The 17,876-nt window shown below is 36.4% G+C and carries 13 protein-coding genes; 12 read left to right on the top strand and 1 reads right to left on the bottom strand.

All coding sequences use genetic code 11. The features are described 5' to 3' along the window. Window positions 1-55: 55 nt before the first annotated feature. From sprA to ACSHW7_RS01010, 6 genes are all read left to right on the top strand, one after another. Window positions 56-7,297: a cell surface protein SprA gene (sprA, locus tag ACSHW7_RS01035; protein WP_435678248.1), complete on the top strand. Its 7,242-nt coding sequence runs from the start codon at window positions 56-58 to the stop codon at window positions 7,295-7,297. Between the two features lie 25 nt (window positions 7,298-7,322). Continuing rightward, on the top strand, window positions 7,323-7,706 hold the full coding sequence (gene gcvH, locus ACSHW7_RS01030; RefSeq protein WP_435677457.1) for a glycine cleavage system protein GcvH: 384 nt from the start codon (window positions 7,323-7,325) through the stop codon (window positions 7,704-7,706). Continuing rightward, entirely contained in the window at window positions 7,657-8,064 is a 408-nt protein-coding gene (locus tag ACSHW7_RS01025) for a VanZ family protein (protein ID WP_435677456.1), read from the top strand. Before gcvH ends, ACSHW7_RS01025 begins: the two co-directional genes overlap by 50 nt. 72 nt (window positions 8,065-8,136) lie before the next feature. Beyond that, the gene (locus ACSHW7_RS01020) at window positions 8,137-8,862 is read left to right on the top strand and encodes an energy transducer TonB (protein ID WP_435677455.1); all 726 of its coding nucleotides are present in this window, start codon (window positions 8,137-8,139) and stop codon (window positions 8,860-8,862) included. Between the two features lie 171 nt (window positions 8,863-9,033). Next, window positions 9,034-9,831: an energy transducer TonB gene (locus ACSHW7_RS01015; RefSeq protein ID WP_435677454.1), complete on the top strand. Its 798-nt coding sequence runs from the start codon at window positions 9,034-9,036 to the stop codon at window positions 9,829-9,831. Between the two features lie 109 nt (window positions 9,832-9,940). Then, a complete protein-coding gene (locus ACSHW7_RS01010) occupies window positions 9,941-12,067 on the top strand; it encodes a gliding motility protein RemB (RefSeq protein WP_435677453.1) in 2,127 nt (708 codons plus the stop codon). A 13-nt stretch (window positions 12,068-12,080) separates the two neighbouring features. Here the strand turns inward: ACSHW7_RS01010 and ACSHW7_RS01005 are convergent, their stop codons facing one another. Further along, a complete protein-coding gene (locus ACSHW7_RS01005; protein WP_435677452.1) occupies window positions 12,081-12,983 on the bottom strand; it encodes an MBL fold metallo-hydrolase in 903 nt (300 codons plus the stop codon). Between the two features lie 175 nt (window positions 12,984-13,158). Between ACSHW7_RS01005 and cyoE the strand changes: the two genes are divergently transcribed. The 6 genes from cyoE (at window position 13,159) to ACSHW7_RS00975 (ending at window position 17,874) form a co-directional block, all read left to right on the top strand. After that, a complete protein-coding gene (gene cyoE / locus ACSHW7_RS01000; RefSeq protein WP_435678247.1) occupies window positions 13,159-14,046 on the top strand; it encodes a heme o synthase in 888 nt (295 codons plus the stop codon). 23 nt (window positions 14,047-14,069) lie between these two features. Beyond that, window positions 14,070-14,648, top strand: a complete 579-nt coding sequence (locus ACSHW7_RS00995) for a cytochrome c oxidase subunit 3 (RefSeq protein WP_435677451.1) — start codon at window positions 14,070-14,072, stop codon at window positions 14,646-14,648. 138 nt (window positions 14,649-14,786) lie between these two features. Next, window positions 14,787-15,767 carry a cytochrome c oxidase subunit 3 gene (locus ACSHW7_RS00990; RefSeq protein WP_435677450.1) on the top strand — a complete coding sequence of 327 codons (981 nt, stop codon included), beginning with the start codon at window positions 14,787-14,789 and terminating at the stop codon, window positions 15,765-15,767. Window positions 15,768-15,808: 41 nt separating this feature from the next. Beyond that, on the top strand, window positions 15,809-16,252 hold the full coding sequence (locus ACSHW7_RS00985; protein ID WP_435677449.1) for a cytochrome C oxidase subunit IV family protein: 444 nt from the start codon (window positions 15,809-15,811) through the stop codon (window positions 16,250-16,252). A gap of 156 nt (window positions 16,253-16,408) precedes the next feature. Next, window positions 16,409-17,080, top strand: coding sequence for a hypothetical protein (locus ACSHW7_RS00980; RefSeq protein ID WP_435677448.1), 672 nt, complete (start codon window positions 16,409-16,411; stop codon window positions 17,078-17,080). Continuing rightward, window positions 17,080-17,874 carry an SCO family protein gene (locus tag ACSHW7_RS00975; RefSeq protein WP_435677447.1) on the top strand — a complete coding sequence of 265 codons (795 nt, stop codon included), beginning with the start codon at window positions 17,080-17,082 and terminating at the stop codon, window positions 17,872-17,874. The genes ACSHW7_RS00980 and ACSHW7_RS00975 overlap by 1 nt, the downstream gene beginning before the upstream one ends. The last annotated feature ends 2 nt before the right edge of the window (window positions 17,875-17,876 follow it).

Below are 17,876 nucleotides of genomic sequence, written 5' to 3'. Positions count from 1 at the left end.
CTTTTTCAAGCATTTATTAATTTTAAGTATCATTTTTGGAGGATGTACTGTTGCCATGGCGCAGGATTCCACAGCTACGGGTTCATCTATGGGCCGCATTGAGTTGCCACAATCTTCAAGCATACAAGATTTATACACTTACGATCCAGTGACAGATCGCTACATCTACAGCCAGATGCTGGGTGATTTTAACATTGGTGTTCCAGCGATTCTTACGCCGCAGGAATATCAAGACCTTGTTTTGAGAGAACAAATGCGCGATTATTTTAAGCAGAAAATAGACGCAGCAGATGGTAGAAAAGAAGGCTCAGAAGAAGCACAAAAGAATTTATTGCCGAAATTTTACGTGAATTCAAGCTTTTTTGAATCTATTTTCGGCGGAAATACAATAGAAGTGATACCTCAAGGTACTGCTGAAATAGATTTAGGGATATTATATACTAAACAAGATAACCCGGCATTTTCTCCAAGAAACCGAAGTAATTTTTCTTTTGATTTTGATCAGCGAATTAGTTTGAGCTTACTCGGTAAAGTGGGAGAACGTTTGCAGATAAATGCAAACTACGATACAGAGTCTACTTTTGATTTCCAAAACCAAATAAAATTAGAATATACACCCACTGAAGATGATATCATTCGTAAAATCGAAGTTGGTAATGTGAGCATGCCTTTGAACAGTACATTGATTCAAGGAGCACAGAGTTTGTTTGGGGTAAAGACGGAGTTACAATTTGGTAAAACAACTATTACAGGTGTGTTTTCAGAACAAAAAAGTGAAACCCGAAGCGTTACTGCTGAAGGTGGGGCAACAGTAACCGACTATGAATTATACGCATTGGACTACGATGAAAATCGTAACTTCTTCTTAGCACATTACTTTAGAGATAATTATGACAGAGTACTTAGGCAGTATCCATTTATAAACTCTAACGTACAAATTACTCGTGTTGAAGCATGGATTACCAATCGTGGAAACCAAACGCAAGATGTTCGTAACATTGTTGCCATACAAGATATTGGAGAGTCAGATCCTACGAATATAGGTCTTAACGTAACTCCGGGAGGGTTTATAAATACCTCTCGTGCAGCTTTTCCAGATAACAGTAATAATGATTTTAATCCATTTGGGATTGACATGCCAGGAGTGCAGTCAATTTTAAATGAACAGATTAGAGATATTGCTACAGTGCAGCAAGGTTTTGGCGGGGTGAATGTTCAAGATGGCTCAGACTATGTGGCCTTGGAAAATGCAAGAAGATTACAGCCTAACGAATACACTTTAAACTCTCAGCTTGGATATATTTCTTTGAATCAACGATTGAATAATGACGAAGTACTAGGTGTCTCTTTTCAATTTACTGTAAATGGAAAGGTTTTTCAAGTGGGTGAATTTTCAACAGATGGTGTAGATGCTACAGGTACAAATATGCCTTTTGACCCTAACAATCCAAATCCTGATCCTGACCCAAACAACCCAAATCCAGTTGGATTGCCACAAAACTTAGTGGTAAAATTGTTAAAGAGTAATATTACAAATGTTCAAGAACCTATCTGGGATTTGATGATGAAAAACATCTATAGTTTAGGTGCTTTTCAATTAGAGCAAGAAGATTTCAGGCTTAACATTCAATATAGAGATCCTTCGCCATTGAATTATATAAATCCTGCTGAGGGAACAGCTACAAATCCAGCAGTACCATTGCCAGATGATGTAGACCAAACAATATTATTAAAAGTATTTAATCTGGATAGATTGAACTTTAATAATGACCCACAAGCAGGTGGAGATGGGTTTTTTGACTTTATTCCAGGATTGACCGTGGATACACAAAATGGACGTATCATATTTACATCGGTGGAGCCTTTTGGTGATTATTTATTTGATAAGTTAGATCTTACACCTAATAGCGGAGTAGAAAATTATAATGTTCCAGAATCATATAACGCCAACCAGGCAAAATATGTATTCCGAAATTTGTATCGGACTACTAAAACGCAAGCAGAACAAACATCGAGTGATAAAAACAAATTTCAGTTAAAAGGTAGTTATAAATCAACGGGAGCAGATGGTATTCCTATTGGGGCTTTCAATGTGCCTCAAGGTTCTGTCGTTGTTACTGCGGGTGGAAGAACACTTTCAGAAGGCGTTGATTATACCGTAAATTATCAAGCAGGTCGTGTTCAAATTTTAGATCCTGCATTATTGGCTTCAGATATTCCTATTAATATTTCAGTAGAAAATAATACACTTTTTGGACAACAAACAAAACGATTTACTGGGTTAAATATTGAGCATAAATTTAACGAGAATTTTGTAATTGGTGGTACCTATTTAAGTTTAAAAGAAAGACCGTTAACACAAAAATCGAACTTTGGTGTTGAGCCAATAAATAACAGCGTTTTTGGTATCAATGCTGCATATTCTACCGAAGTTCCATTTTTTACGAGACTCGTAAATAAATTGCCAAATATTGATACCGATGTTGAATCTAGACTTTCAGTTCGTGGTGAATTTGCTTATTTAATGCCTGGTGCGCCAGACGTTTCAGACTTTAATGGAAAAACTACCGTATATGTGGATGATTTTGAATCTGCAACGACTGAATTTGATATAAGCTCACCACTTACTTGGTATTTGGGAGCGAGCCCAGATGGTTTTGGGGGAGAAGTAGGTAACAGTATGTTACAATATAATTACCGTCGTGCAAAATTAAACTGGTACACCATTGACCCCGTTTTTTATAGTAGTCAACGACCAGATGGAATAACTGATGAGGATTTATCAAACCCATTTACGAGACGTGTTTTTAGAGACGAAATTTTCCCTGATCAAGATATCATTCAAGGACAAACACAAGCTTTATTTTCTTTAGATCTTTCTTATTATCCTGCAGAACGTGGAGAATATAATTTTAATCCTGCTGCAAATGGAACCAATGTATTGCCAAATCCAGCGCAAAACTTTGGTGCTATTTCTCGTCAACTTTCAACAACCGATTTTGAACGTAGTAATGTTGAATACATTCAGTTTTGGATAATGGATCCATTTATCTACGATGAAACTGCTGGCAACGATGGTGGAACTTTGAGTTTTAATTTAGGTAACATTTCCGAAGATATTCTCAAAGATGGTCGTAAACAATATGAAAACGGTTTGCCAGAAGATGGTACCGCGACAAATACTACACCTACGGTTTGGGGTAAAGTACCTACCAGCCAGTCATTAGTTTATACTTTTGATACAGAAGGACAGGAACGTACCAATCAAGATGTTGGGTATGACGGTTTAAATAATGCACAAGAGGGCGCCATGTTTCCTGCATTTGCTGGTTTACCGGATCCATCGAATGATAATTACCAGTATTTTTTACAGGCAACTGGAGATATAAGAAACCGTTATAGAATGTATAACGGAACAGAAGGAAATTCGCCAGTTGAAGTAACAAATACAAATAGAGGTTCTACTACGCAGCCAGATGTTGAGGATATTAACCGTGACAATTCTATGAACACGGTTGATAGCTATTATGAATATAATATTCCTATTCGTCGCGATATGTTAGATCCGGCCAGTAACGATTTTATTACAGATGTAAGAGAAAGTTCTATAACATTACCAAATAATAATCCGCTTGACGTACGCTGGGTACAATTTAAAATTCCAGTAAGTGACTTTGACCGTGCCGTAAATGGAATATCAGACTTTAGATCTATCAGATTTATGCGTATGTCTTTAAGTGGTTTTGAGCAACCAACTACGTTACGTTTTGGAACACTGGAATTGGTGCGTGGGGATTATAGAAGGTACTTGCAAACTCTTGATAATGTTACCATGGAAGATCCAGAACTGGATGATACCACGTTTGAGGTTGAAGCAGTTAACATTATTGATAATGAAAATAGAGTCCCCATTCCTTATAGGCTGCCACCAGGAGTATTTAGAGAAGAGCTAAATAATAACAACAATATTATACGTCAAGATGAGCAGTCATTGGCATTGCGTGTTTGCGGTTTAGAGCCTAACGATGCACGTGGGGTGTATAAAAACTTTAATGTGGATATGCGCCAGTACAAAAACTTAGAGATGTTCATTCACGCAGAGTCTTTGGTAAATGAAATGGCACTGGGCGATGGTGAGATGGTTGCATTTATTCGCCTCGGAAATGACTTGACCGAAAGTTTTTATGAGGTTCAAATACCTCTTAACCCTACTACAGAAATAGGAACAACAAATCCTGAATTGATTTGGCCAATTGAAAACCGATTGAACTTACCACTTGATTTATTGCAACAGGTGAAGTCTTTGGTTATTGGCGACAATACACTAAATCCAAATGAATTGATATTCTTTGACCAAGCGGATCTCGAGGGAGATTCAGCAAGTGGTGCCGAAAATGATTTAAGAATTGGAATCAAAGGGAACCCTAGTTTTGGTGACGTTCGTATCGCCATGGTGGGAGTTAGAAATGCGGATGGTAATACAAATGAAATTTGCGGAGAAGTGTGGTTTAATGAACTGCGCCTTTCAGAATTAAAAAATGAAGGAGGTTGGGCTGCCGTGGCAAGTGTGGATACTAATTTTGCCGACTTTGCAAACATTAGTGCTACGGGTAGACAAAGTACAATAGGATTTGGTACTATTGATCAAGGACCTAACCAAAGAAGTAGAGAAGATGTTCAAGAGTATGATTTGGTTACTAACTTTAACCTAGGTCAAATGTTACCTAATACATGGGGTATTCAATTGCCTTTCAACTACGGAAGGTCGGAGAAATTAATTACGCCGCAATTTGATCCGGAACTTCAAGATGTTGAACTACAAACAAGACTTGACAATACTGAAGATGCATCAGACAGAGAAGCTATAAAAGAACAATCTGTAGATTATACGAAGAGACAAAGTGTTAACTTTATTGGTGTAAGAAAAGAAAGAGTAGGTGATACAAAACCTCGTATTTATGATGTAGAAAATTTAACTCTTTCTGCATCATATAATCAAGTTGATCATAATGATTTTGAAATTGAAGAAGCTTTAGATCAAAATGTACGTTTGGGGGGTACATATGCGTACAACTTTACTCCTAAAACTTTTGAGCCCTTTAAAAAGAACGATTCAATATTTAAGAGCAAGTACTGGCAGTTTATGAAAGACTTGAACGTTAATTATTTACCCACGAGTATTGCTGTCAATTCAAATATTGTTCGTCAATATAGTGAGCAGAAATTTAGAGAGCTCAATCTTGACGAGGGAAATATTGGTTTACCTACATTATACCAACGTAATTATTTATTTGATTGGGATTATGCCATAAATTATAATTTGACAAAGTCACTGAGATTTAACTTTACTTCATCGAATAGTCGCACAGTAAATAATTATTTAACTCCAACTTTAGATGAGAATGGTTCTACAGGTTTTATTGCGGATAATACGTTGAGCGTTTGGGATGGTTTCTTTGATGTGGGAGACCCTAATTTACATTTCCAATCATTACAATTAAATTATGATTTGCCGTTTTCTAAATTTCCATTTCTTAAATGGTTGAGAGCGACGTATTCTTACACGGGAGATTTCCAATGGCAAGATGGTAGCGAAGGTTTTAACGATATTCAAATTGATTTAGCAGATGGAACAACAGGTCGCTATGATTTAGGAAATAAAATACAGAATGCGAGTACGCATCGTATCAACTCAACGCTAGATATGAATGCTTTTTATAGATATATAGGGCTCACTAAGAAAAAAGCTAGCAACAGTTCACGTGGAGGTCGTGGGGCAGCAAACGCTAAAGGAGGCATTCGTGATGTAAAAGGCGGCAAAGAAGGAGGTAGTGACGATAACGAAGATAAAGAATCAAAAACGAATTCGCTTTCAGCAGCATCTGGCGCTGCAGGAACCGCAGCACGAGGTAGTGAAGCCGGTGCAGGTGGCTTGAGCGCAGGCGATAAGGCTGCAAACACTTTTATTGGTCTCATAACATCTATTAAAAGAATACAAGTAAATTATCAAGAAACAAATGGTATTTTCTTGCCAGGTTATACGCCGTCCATTGGTTTTATAGGAACGTTAAAACCTACTACGGGCTTTACTTTTGGTAGTCAGGGAGAAATTAGAGACTTGGCGGCACGTAACGGTTGGTTGACGTTGTATCCTGAATTTAATGAACAATATACAGAGAACGAAAGTAAACAACTTGATATTCAAACAAATATAGAGTTGCTGCCAGACCTAAAAATAGATTTAAATGCAAGTCGTATTTATGCTGAAAACTATTCAGAAAATTACATCATCGATGACGGTTTGTATAATTCATTAACACCTGTAACTTCTGGAAATTTTAATATTTCTACTTTACTTATAGGTACTGCTTTTCAACAAACAACAGATGCGCAGTCACAAGCCTTTGATGATTTTAGAAGCAATAGATTAATTGTCGCTAATAGATTGGCTACAGAGTTTTATGGAACAGAAAATTTTCCTGTAGATCAAGATACAGGATATCCGGTAGGTTTTGGTGCTACAAGCCAAGACGTGCTTTTACCGGCATTTTTAGCAGCTTACAAAGGAAGCGATGCAGGAAATGAGGAAACTGGTATTTTTAGAGATGTTCCGTTGCCTAACTGGGATATAAAATATACAGGATTCATGCGCCTAGAATGGTTTAAAAAGCGTTTTAAAAGGTTCTCTTTGCAACACGGCTATCGCGCAGGATATACGGTAAACCAGTTTCAAACAAATTTAGATTATAACAGAAATGACCCAACTGAATTAGACCAAGCAGGAAACTTCAAAAGTGAGCAGTTTTTAACAAATGTAAATTTGACCGAACAATTCTCTCCACTTGCCAAGGTTGATTTTGAGATGAAAAATTCAGTAAAAATTAGCGCAGAGTATCGTAAGGACAGAGCATTGGGATTGAGTTTTGCCAATAATTTATTAACTGAAATAAAGGGAGACGAAATTGTTCTCGGTCTCGGTTATAGAATTAAAGATTTAAGGATAGGAACCAACTTTGGAGGTAAGAAGCAAGTGTTAAAGAGTGATCTTAACTTCAAATTAGACCTCTCTCGTCGTGATAATAGAACCGTAATTAGGTACTTAGATATTGTAAACAATCAGACAACCGCTGGACAGACAATATACGGCGCGCAGCTATTGATTGATTATGCTTTGAGTAAAAACTTGACGGCAGCTTTTTATTATGACCATACCTTCTCAACATATGCTATTTCTACTGCATTTCCGCAGACAACCATTAGAAGTGGATTTACGTTGAGATATAACTTCGGAAACTAAACAACAACAAAATATATAGTACTTTATGAATATTCCAGCAGATTTAAAATACACAAAAGACCACGAATGGGTAAAGATTGAAGGTGATGTGGCAACCGTGGGAGTAACTGATTATGCCCAAGGAGAATTGGGTGATATCGTTTATGTCGAAGTAGATACCCTTGACGAAACACTTAACCAAAATGACGTTTTTGGCACGGTTGAAGCCGTTAAAACAGTTTCAGATTTATTCTCACCACTTTCTGGCGAAATCATCGAGTTCAACGAACTCCTAGAATCTGAACCCGAAAAAGTAAATTCAGACCCTTACGGAGAAGGATGGATGGTGAAAATTAAAATAAGCAATATGGACGAAGTCGATGATTTGCTTGATAGCGCAGCCTATGCAGAGTCGATTGCTGCATCATAAAAATATACTTTTAGTTGCCGTTTTTTACACGGTATTTATAACAATTGCACTGCTTTCTCCTACTAGAGATCTGCCTTCACCCGGTATTCCTCACATTGATAAAGCAGTGCACTTTTTTATTAATAGCTTTCTTGTTTTTTTGTGGCTGCTGTATAATTTTCTTCGGAAAGGTAACAATTTAAGTACTTTAACTTTAATTGTGATAATCATTAGTTGTTTATTTTATGGCATATTAATTGAGGTTTGTCAACAAATCTTCACCACAACGAGAGAGGCAGATTTTATGGATGTAGTAGCAAATAGTATTGGGCTACTCGCTGGATACCTTGGCTTTACCTTTGTAAAAAGAAAGATTTAAAAACTTAACAAGATTATTGTTTTAGAATAAAGTAGAAATTCTATATTTTAGCAGTAATATAAAGACACAATTATGGAACCTAAAAAAAATCCTAAAGCAGACCTTAAGCAATGGAGTGGAGTTTACTTCCTTGCAGGACTTGCTTTAATGTTATTTTTGTCGTGGCAAGCTGTAGAGTGGAAGTCTTATGACCGTGACCTCTCTAGAGATATGCTTAACGTAGGTGATGACCTTGATGAGGACATCCCGCTTACTCAAATCAATCAACCACCACCTCCGCCACCACCTCCGCCACCACCACCAGCACCAGAAGTGCTTGAGGTAGTTGAGGATGAAAAGGAAATCGAGGAGACTATTATTAAGTCGACCGAAACAAACCAAGAAGCCGAAATTGTAGAAATCGAGGAAATCGAAGAGGCAGTTGAAGAGGTTATTGAGGACGTACCATTTGCAGTTATTGAGAATGTGCCAATTTACCCAGGTTGTGAAAGCGCAGGAAACAACGCAGCTAAGAGAAAATGTATGTCAGAAAAAATTACTGCGTTCGTTCAAAAAAAGTTTGATACAGAGCTCGCTAGTGATTTAGGTCTTGAAGGAATACAAAAAATATATGTACAGTTTAAGATTTCTAAGACAGGAACAATTACAGATGTAAGAGCAAGAGCTCCACACCCAAGATTGGAAAGAGAAGCTTCTGAAACCATTAACGCGTTACCTAAAATGACACCAGGTAAGCAACGTGGTCAAGCTGTAGGGGTGCTTTATTCACTACCCATTACATTTAAGATAGAAAACTAATTATGTTTTTATAAATATCAAACCCGCTACGAGAGTAGCGGGTTTTTTTGTTTAATTTTATTTCATTACGTTGTTTTTCAAATAATTAAATTTTTTTTATTGGTTTAGTAAAATCTCTTGGCACATTCATTGATATGTTAATATTATTATAAACCCTTAAATACATACATTATGAAACCATCAGTTAACAATGTAAAAAGCAACCAACCAAAAATGCTTAGTAAAAGGGAAGAGAAAAAACAAATTGACCGTAAACTACCGAGCGGGTTGTTTTTTCAAATAGGCTTAATTATAAGTTTACTCGCCGTCATCTTTTTAATGGAAACTACTATCGGCTATAGTAGTAATCTGCCTGGGCCAGCACCTGACAAGCAATTTGACCCACCAACAATTGATTACACCGTGGAAGAAACTCCAGTAATTAAAAAGCCAGTAGCTCTTGTTAAAGTTCCTAAGCCGGAAGTTCCAGTTCCAATTATAAGAGACAAAGTGAATGTAGTATCAAATACTACACTAATTGTAGATGATGCTCCAGTTGACGTAATGGACAACAGACCAACTATAGATACTCCTGTAGTTGCTACGCCAGTAAAACCAATAGACCCCAATAGAACTGAAAACGTAAATAGCGTAGAGTTTGTACCTGTATTTCCTGGTTGCGAGTCTTTAAGTAATAACGAAGAAAGAAAGGCATGCATGTCATCAAAGATTTCTGCATTCATAAGTAAAAGATTTAATTCTGATGATTTTAATAATCTCAAGAAAGACGATATTCATAAAATTTGGGTACAATTTAAAATTGATACGCAAGGGAATGTGACCGACGTGGTTGCAAGAGCAGCCCAAAAAGATATGCGAGAAGAAGGAGTTAGAGTGTTGAGCAAATTGCCACAAATGACGCCTGGAAAAATGGGTAACACCAATGTAAATGTTTCATATATGGTGCCTATTAGTTTTAAAGTGCAGTAACTTTTCAACACATCCATTTAAAAGTGCGCAATCGTAACAACGGTTGCGCACTTTTTGCGTTGTAACAAGACGGTAAAAACCGTATCTTTCCACCCCTAAATACTGCTAAATGAAGCCTATACTTTCTTTTTTCTTCAGTCTTATTGCCCTAATCGGTATTGCGCAAACTCCCGCAAATCTTTATGAAAAATACCCGGTATTTCCCAATTGCGCTGACCAGCAAGTTGGTGCATTGGAAACATGTTTTTTTAATGAGGTTCAAAAAAAGGTTTTTACCGAATTTAAAGTGCCTCAAATTGTTTCAAAAGAAAATTATAACGGAAACATTAATATTTTCTTTGAAGTGAACAAAGAGGGGACATTCAAAGTGCTTTATGTAGATGCCATTTATCAAGAACTTATAGATGAGACAAAAAGAGTTTTTAATTCGTTTGAAAAAATTGAACCAGCAACATTCAATGGCGAGCCTACCTACGTTCAATTCACAATGCCATTGGCAATCCCTTTGCAACAACCTATAGAACGAGTTTTTATTTCTTCGGAAATGAGCCAAAATCAAACAATCAAACCAAACAACCAACCCACTAAAACCGAAAAGATTGAAGCTGTTATTACTGAATATGACGATATTAAAAAAATTCCCTACGAAGACCCATTATATGAAAGTAATATAAACATTCCGCTTTCCCATCATGAATATGGACGGTTTGATGCAGCCATGAATCGTGTGGGAACAAATAACCACACCGCACAAAAACCATACATTTATAATGAAGTTAATAAGTATTATGATTTCAAATCTAAAAAAGAAGAACTTTTATTTGACAAAACATCTTGGTTTGGGCGCAAATTTTGGAATGAAAATATGGTGCGTTTGCAAGGTGAAGATTATTGGTTAACGCTTGACCCAGGAGTTGATTTACAAGCAGGTAAGGATATTGGCGACGATATCAATACTTATAACAACACACGACTTGTGTACATGCAAGGTGGCTTAGGAAAAAACATTAGTTTCTTTGCAACAATACAAGAAAGTCAAGGAAGATTTGCAGGCTACTTTAATCGCTATGCGGAATCAATCAGACCAGACGGAGGAAACCCCGCTATCATCCCAGGACGGGGTATCGCAAAGGCATTTAGAACAGATTCCTACGATTATCCCATAGCAACAGGTCACGTTTCTTATTCACCAAGCAAGTGGTTTAATGCGCAATTGGGTCACGGGAAAAACTTTATTGGAGATGGATATCGTTCTTTGTTATTAAGCGATAACGCCAGCCCGTATCCATTTATAAAACTGAATACTACATTTTGGAAAATTAAATACACTAATACTTGGATGTCATTACGCGATGTACGTCCAGAGGTAACAGAGAGTGGTTCTTTTAGAACAAAATATATGGCAAATCATTATTTGAGTTATAATGTAACAAAGCGATTGAACATTGGGTTATTTGAAACGGTGATCTGGGAAAATGACAATGACCGCGGTTTTGACTTAAATTATATAAATCCTGTGATTTTTTACCGCGCCATTGAATTTTCAACAGGCTCACGAGGAGGGAATGCGGTTATTGGACTTAGCACAAAATATAAATTTACAGACCAAATCAACGCCTACGGGCAGCTCATCATAGACGAATTTTCTTCTTCTGATATTTTCGGCGGAAACGGTAGCTATAAAAACAAAACGGGATATCAATTGGGAGTAAAGTATTTCAATCCCTTTGGTGTTGACGGATTGATGTTGCAAGCAGAATATAACAGAGTGCGCCCGTTTACTTATTCGCACAATAGTATCACTCTAAACTATGGTCACAATAATCAATCTATGGCGCATACGTTAGGAGCGAACTTTTCCGAATTTATTGCCATTGCAAGATACAATCACGGTAGAATTTTTGGAGATGTAAAATTGATTACTGCCAAACGCGGATTAGAATTTGATGAAGCTACAAACGACCGCTTTTTTGGAGGAGATATTTATGGAACCGAAGATGTGCGAAGAGGAGATTTAAATAACGATTTAGGTCAAGGTAACACAACGCAATTCTTTCATGCCGAATTGCAAGCCGGATACCTTATCAACCCATCCACAAACTTAAAAATCTACGGCAGTTTAATCCTCCGCGATTTTGATACTGAAGTGCAACAAACCAATTTTTTTGACGAAAATACAAAGTGGGTAAATTTTGGTATCCGCACCGATTTGTTTAATTGGTATTATGATTTTTAGTCAATACTATTTATTATTCCTTCTTATCTTTCTTTGAAATATCATCATAAATAGTCTTCAATATTTTTTCGGTTGAAACATATCCATCCCCGTAGCCAAGGTCGTCATATTTTTTTGTTATATCTGTATTAGCTAAAATTTCGGCTTCCGTGACTCCCATTCCGTGTTGATAGGTTACTTGTTTAAAAAAATATGTAAGCATATTGATGGTTTTCGTTATATCAACTTTAGTGGCTAATTCACCGTGGCCGGGAATAATAATGGTGTCTTCATCTGCCACTTTTAAAATAGCCTCGAGTCCATTTATATAGCCTTCAATACTTCCGCCACTTTCCAAATCTATATATGGATATTTGCCATTAAAAAACACATCTCCTGTATGGATAATATTACTTTGAGTAAAAAAGACCACCGCGTCACCATCTGTATGAGCGTTGTGCACATGAAAAATCATGACCGGCTCATTGTTGTGATGGATTGTTATGTCTTCTGAAAATGTGATAACGGGAAGTGCTTCTTCTCTCATTTTTGTTTTCGAAGTTTTCATTGCTTCGAAAATTCGCCCTCTCACATTATCTTGAGCGATGATTGTGGCGCCCTCGTTGGCAATATTTTCATTTCCACCCGTGTGGTCGCCGTGATGATGTGTGTTTATTAAAAATTGTATTGGTTTTTTACTGATTGCTCTAACTTGCTCTAAAATTGCTGACGTGTTTTCTGCAAATTTATCATCTATCATCAAAACAGAATTTCCTCCTGCTGCAAAGGCAACATTTCCACCCTTGCCTTTGAGCATATAAATATCATCTTTTACATTTTTTAAAATAATGCCACTTTGTTGGGCCGCATCTTCTTGTGAAATGGAAGGCATTGTAAAACAAAGAACTAAGAGACAAGTAATAAGTAGTGCGCGCATTTGAGAAATTTTATTTATTTAAGTGTTTTTCTTGAAGTTTAATTTTGGATTTGAAATTACAAAATCTGTTCCAATTAATTACTAGATAGTTGGTTTTAAGTTGTGAAAAATTAAGCTTGTGCCGTATCTTTGCACCCGTAATTAAACATGTTGCAAAATAGCAAATAGATTGGCAATTTCACAAATCCATAGCGAACCTACTTCTGTAATTAAAAATTTTACAGAGATTACTAAAATACGGTTATCTGTTAGTGTTGTATTTTCTTCGGTTGCGGGTTATTTGTTGGGTGCAGAAAGTGTTGATTTTATGGTTTTATTGCTCCTTTGTATTGGAGGGTATTGTATGGTGGGAGCTTCAAATGTATTCAACCAAATTATGGAACGCGACCTCGATGCTTTGATGACACGCACAAAGGATAGGCCTATTCCTGCTGGCAGAATGTCGGTTAATGCTGCGCTTGCCATTGGTATTGTACTTACGCTAATTGGATTGGTAGTTTTGTATTCCATTAATCCTCAAACTGCAATGTTTGGTGCGATTTCGATATTCATGTATGTTGCCTTATATACTCCTTTAAAAACTAAAACACCATTATCTGTATTTGTTGGAGCCTTTCCTGGTGCGATTCCTTTTATGTTGGGTTGGGTTGCAGCTACAAATGATTTTGGGATAGAGCCAGGAACACTTTTTATGATTCAATTTTTTTGGCAATTTCCGCACTTTTGGGCAATAGGCTGGTTTTTGTTTGAAGATTACAAAAAAGGTGGGTTTTTTATGTTGCCCAATGGAAGAAGAGATAAAGGGACAGCAATTCAAGTTATTTTATATACCATTTGGACGGTGCTGGCTTCGTTAGTTCCAGCATTTGGGGTGACGGGTAAATTATATATCACGCCTATTTCGTCAATATTGGTGGCTGGTATTGGTATTTGGATGATATATTATGCTGTGAGATTGTATAGGGAAAAGACGGATAAGGCTGCAAAACAATTAATGCTGGTAAGTGTGAGTTACATTACGCTGTTACAAATTATTTATGTGGCAGATAAGTTTATACGATAGTTACATTTCAGAAGAAAGAAAAAATGGATTATACACAGGGAAATGAAGTAGAAAAAACGAGACGTGCTAAAAAGAATATGTTGCTTTTTGGTTTGATAAGTCTTTCCATGAGTTTTGCAGGATTGACAAGTGCTTATATAATAAGTAAAGAGCGTCCTGATTGGTTGAGTGGGTTTGATCTTCCGCAGGCATTTTATATAAGTTTAGCAGTAATTGTGCTGAGTAGTTTTACATTTATTTTGGCGAAAAGTGCAATTAAAAAGGAAGAAAATAGCAAAGGTATGTTGTTTTTGATAGCGACGCTTATTTTGGGAATTACATTTGTCTATCTGCAGTTTTTAGGGTTTTCACAAATCATTGAAAATGGTTATTACTTTACTGGAAGTGAGAGTAGTATCACAACTTCATTTATTTATCTTGTCGTTTTATTGCATTTAGCACATATTGCCGTTGGGTTGATATGTCTTCTTGTTGTAATTTATAATCATTATAAACTAAAGTATGTCAAAGGGAATACGCTGGGTCTAGAACTAGCAGTAACATTTTGGCATTTTATTGATATACTGTGGATTTACTTGTTTTTATTCTTGTATTTCACTTAATTTAAAATCATATTTTCAAGTGGCTTGTTCACAGCACCGAAGCCTATTTTAACACGATTTTTACAAATTGATTTTTGAGGTTTCATGAGAAAAAAAAATGCTGTATTTTTGAAGCCTATTTAAAACCAACTATTTTATATGGAAGCTACTGTGGTACAAACAGATGATAAAGGAGCAGTTTGGGGAGGTGGAAACCAACCTTTAAGAGCTAGTTATGGGAAAATGATGATGTGGTTTTTCATCGTTTCAGATGCCTTGACATTCTCAGGATTTTTGGCCGCTTATGGCTTTTCAAGATTTAAATTTGTAGATGCTTGGCCTATTGCGGATGAAGTTTTTACACACGTTCCGTTTTTACACGGAGTTCCGGCGCCAATGATTTATGTGGCGTTTATGACATTTATCCTTATTTTCTCTTCTGTAACAATGGTACTAGCCGTTGATGCAGGGCATAAAATGAAGCAGAGTAAAGTAGCTTTATATATGTTCTTAACCATTATTGGGGGTGCGATATTCGTAGGCTCACAAGCTTGGGAATGGGCTACTTTTATTAAAGGTGACTATGGTGCGGTCGAAACAAAAGGAGGAAAGATTTTACAATTTTTAGATACTGATGGTAATCGCGTTGCAATTGGAGACTTTGCGGTGCAATTACCTAGTACTGTAGAAGCACATGTAGAAAGTAATGGTGTTTGGTATATGAATGGCGAGTCTGCTACAAGCTATGGCTTTGAAGAAGTTAAAGCGGGGTTTTTAGCGAATGATAATTTGTTGATAAGAACACAATATCTTGACGAGCATGGACATCCTACGGTTCTTTCAAGAGCAGAGTCAATAGCAAAAATTGAGAATGATGGAAAATTAGTTGTAGAAGGTGCAAACCTAAAACATAATGAATATGGGCATCCATTGTTTGCAGACTTCTTTTTCTTTATCACAGGATTTCACGGATTTCACGTATTCTCTGGAGTTATCATTAACTGCATTATTTTCTTTAATGTAGTCATTGGAACGTACGAAAGAAGAAAGAGCTACGAAATGGTTGAAAAAGTAGGTCTTTACTGGCACTTTGTAGATTTAGTTTGGGTATTTGTATTTACCTTTTTCTACCTCGTTTAACAATAAGAATTATAATTAAGATATTATATATAGTATAACACATGGCACATCACGAACATAATTTAGCAATCTTTAGAGGAAAGTTGAAGTTCAAGAATAATGAACAGAAAATTTGGGGAGTATTTGTTTTCCTTTCTATCGTAACAATTATAGAAGTAGCATTGGGTATTTATAAGCCAGAGTCTTTAATGACCCCTTTTATGTCTCCTTTTGAAGGTGGATTTTTGGCAACGCTGGCAAATATATTCTTGTCACCGTTCATTTACATGAAGCCGTTGAACTTAATCTTCATCTTTCTTACCATTGTAAAAGCATATTACATTACTTGGGATTTCATGCACATGCGTGATGAGACTAAAGGTCTTCGTCGTATGGTTGTGTGGACGGCAATTTTCTTGATTTGCTACCTAGTATTGATACTTTTAATTGAAGGAGACTACATCTTTGAAGTATATAAAGAAAACTATATTAAATTCGATTTTTAAGAGTGAAATGTAACAACAACAAAAATCCTGCTGCAAAGCGGGATTTGTTGTTTTGAACAATCCCTAGAGGTTAAACCCAAGTATTTTCTTTTTTAACGGTACTATGTTGTTCAAGACACTTCTAGCGTGTATTTTTGTATTCTGAAATTTCAGTCCATGGAGAACGCCTCAAATACAAAGAAAAAAATAGTACTCGGTATCTTGTTTCTGCTGCCTATTTCAATCTATATGTTCTTTGCTACAGGGGTAAACAATTTTGGAAAACTACCCGTTTTAGTGGAGCAAATTTCCGAAGTAAGCGCATTTAAAGACATGGAAGGAAATCCTGTTCAGCTTAATGAGCGTATTACGGTTCTTGGATTTTTTGGTACAGATGCGCTTGAATCTAAAGCCTATACATACAATTTGGCGCATAAAATATATTCCAAATATCAAGGATTTGATGACTTCCAATTTTTAATACTGCTTCCCGAAAGTGCACGAAACCAAGCTAAAATATTAAAGTCAAATCTAGAAACAATAACAGATACCAACCATTGGAAGTTTGCTTTTAGTACAGATCAGGAAATTGAAAATGTTTTCAACTCTTTAAAATCTGGATATAGTTTGGACAAGAACATGGCAACACCCTATGTTTTTATAGTCGATAAGGAAATGAATTTAAGAGGACGCGATGACGATGATAAAGCCGAAAACGGATTAGTTTATGGGTACAACTCGGCAGATGTTGCAGATATCAATAACCGCATGACCGAAGATGTAAAAGTAGTGTTTGCAGAATACAGACTAGCACTCAAAAAGAATGATAAATACAAGCGAGAGATATAATGAAAAGTAAATACATAGGCATGTCTGCCATTATATTGATTTTTGGGATTATCGTTATCCCTAAGATATTCGAGCGTATTACCAATGGCTCTGTAGTCGATAATGATAGAATGAGTAGTATTCCTCAAAATTATGACCAAGAAGCTTACGAGGAAACCTCAAAAATAAAGTCGATTACAAAAACACAAGGATTAACAAACGAGGAAATAGAAATTCTTGCTGGAGACGAAGTGGCATTGACAAAAGATGATGCAGCACCTTTGTTAACCTTACAAAAGGTGGCCCCTTTCAGTTTTACAAATCAAAATGGAAAGACCGTTACTAATGATTATTATAAAGGTAAGGTGTATGTGGTAGAATTTTTCTTTACTACCTGCTCAAGTATCTGTCCCATTATGAGCCAGAATATGTTAAAAGTACAGGATGCGTTTAGCGATATTAATGATTTTGGTATTGCCTCTATAACTATTGATCCTGCACATGATAATCCGGCAGTCTTAAAAGAATATGCAGAAGGCTACGAAGTAACACATCCACACTGGAACTTTCTTACAGGAAGCAAAGCCGAAATATTAGATCTTTCAAACAATAACTTTAAATTACACGCTGCCGAAGATGAGAACGATGTCGACGGGTTTGCTCACTCTGGAATGTTCGCATTGGTGGATAAAGATGGTGTAGTTAGATCAAGAAAAGACGCCTATGGCAATCCACTATATTATTACAACGGTCTTGAAGATGAAGGGATACTAATGCTTGTAACTGATATTGAAAAGCTATTAAGCGAAAAGTAATT

Source organism: Patiriisocius sp. (genome assembly GCF_051252435.1).
Lineage (GTDB): Bacteria > Bacteroidota > Bacteroidia > Flavobacteriales > Flavobacteriaceae > Patiriisocius.
This window is presented reverse-complemented; position numbering and strand designations above follow the sequence as displayed.

Coding starts and splice junctions, on each gene's coding strand:
- ACSHW7_RS00995 (WP_435677451.1), top strand. CDS start 14,070: ATGGATTATACACAGGGAAATGAAGTAGAAAAAACGAGACGTGCTAAA.
- ACSHW7_RS01020 (WP_435677455.1), top strand. CDS start 8,137: ATGGAACCTAAAAAAAATCCTAAAGCAGACCTTAAGCAATGGAGTGGA.
- ACSHW7_RS00990 (WP_435677450.1), top strand. CDS start 14,787: ATGGAAGCTACTGTGGTACAAACAGATGATAAAGGAGCAGTTTGGGGA.
- ACSHW7_RS00980 (WP_435677448.1), top strand. CDS start 16,409: ATGGAGAACGCCTCAAATACAAAGAAAAAAATAGTACTCGGTATCTTG.
- ACSHW7_RS01010 (WP_435677453.1), top strand. CDS start 9,941: ATGAAGCCTATACTTTCTTTTTTCTTCAGTCTTATTGCCCTAATCGGT.
- gcvH (WP_435677457.1), top strand. CDS start 7,323: ATGAATATTCCAGCAGATTTAAAATACACAAAAGACCACGAATGGGTA.
- ACSHW7_RS00975 (WP_435677447.1), top strand. CDS start 17,080: ATGAAAAGTAAATACATAGGCATGTCTGCCATTATATTGATTTTTGGG.
- ACSHW7_RS00985 (WP_435677449.1), top strand. CDS start 15,809: ATGGCACATCACGAACATAATTTAGCAATCTTTAGAGGAAAGTTGAAG.
- ACSHW7_RS01025 (WP_435677456.1), top strand. CDS start 7,657: ATGATTTGCTTGATAGCGCAGCCTATGCAGAGTCGATTGCTGCATCAT.
- ACSHW7_RS01005 (WP_435677452.1), bottom strand. CDS start 12,983: ATGCGCGCACTACTTATTACTTGTCTCTTAGTTCTTTGTTTTACAATG.
- sprA (WP_435678248.1), top strand. CDS start 56: ATGGCGCAGGATTCCACAGCTACGGGTTCATCTATGGGCCGCATTGAG.
- ACSHW7_RS01015 (WP_435677454.1), top strand. CDS start 9,034: ATGAAACCATCAGTTAACAATGTAAAAAGCAACCAACCAAAAATGCTT.